The organism is Megasphaera massiliensis, from assembly GCF_000455225.1.
Classification (GTDB): Bacteria; Bacillota; Negativicutes; order Veillonellales; family Megasphaeraceae; genus Megasphaera; species Megasphaera massiliensis.
Genome location: NZ_HF954551.1, coordinates 1,505 through 2,052, shown reverse-complemented (window position 1 = coordinate 2,052; position 548 = coordinate 1,505). Strand labels below are relative to the sequence as shown.

Here is a 548-nt window from a genome sequence, read left to right as displayed (position 1 = left end):
GCTTATTCCCTGACACGCAGCGCCGCAGCAAAGCGCTTGAAGAGCAAGGCATCCGCTTTATCGGCACGGGCGTTTCGGGCGGCGAAGAAGGCGCGCTGAAAGGCCCTTCCATCATGCCTGGCGGTCAAGAATCCGCGTACAAGCTGGTTGAGCCGATTCTGACAGCGATTTCCGCTAAAGTCGGCGACGACGCTTGCTGCACATACATCGGACCGGACGGCGCTGGCCACTACGTGAAGATGGTTCATAACGGCATTGAGTATGGTGACATGCAGTTGATCTGCGAAGCCTACGACCTGCTGAAAAACGTGCTGGACGTAAGCACGGAAGAGCTTCACAGCATCTTCACCGAGTGGAACAAAGGCGAGCTCGACAGCTACCTGATTGAGATTACAACTGATATCTTCTCGAAATACGATCCGGAAACAGGCAAACCAATGGTTGACGTTATTTTGGACTCCGCTGGCCAAAAAGGCACAGGCAAATGGACAAGCCAAAGCTCCCTCGACCTTGGCGTACCGTTGTCGATCATTACGGAATCCGTATTC

At 53.8% G+C, this 548-nt stretch carries 1 protein-coding gene; it reads left to right on the top strand.

What is annotated here, in order from left to right; translation table 11 throughout:
* Positions 1-548 (top strand): NAD(P)-binding domain-containing protein (locus tag TX77_RS10730; protein WP_044505091.1); only part of this gene is annotated, 548 nt, incomplete at both ends.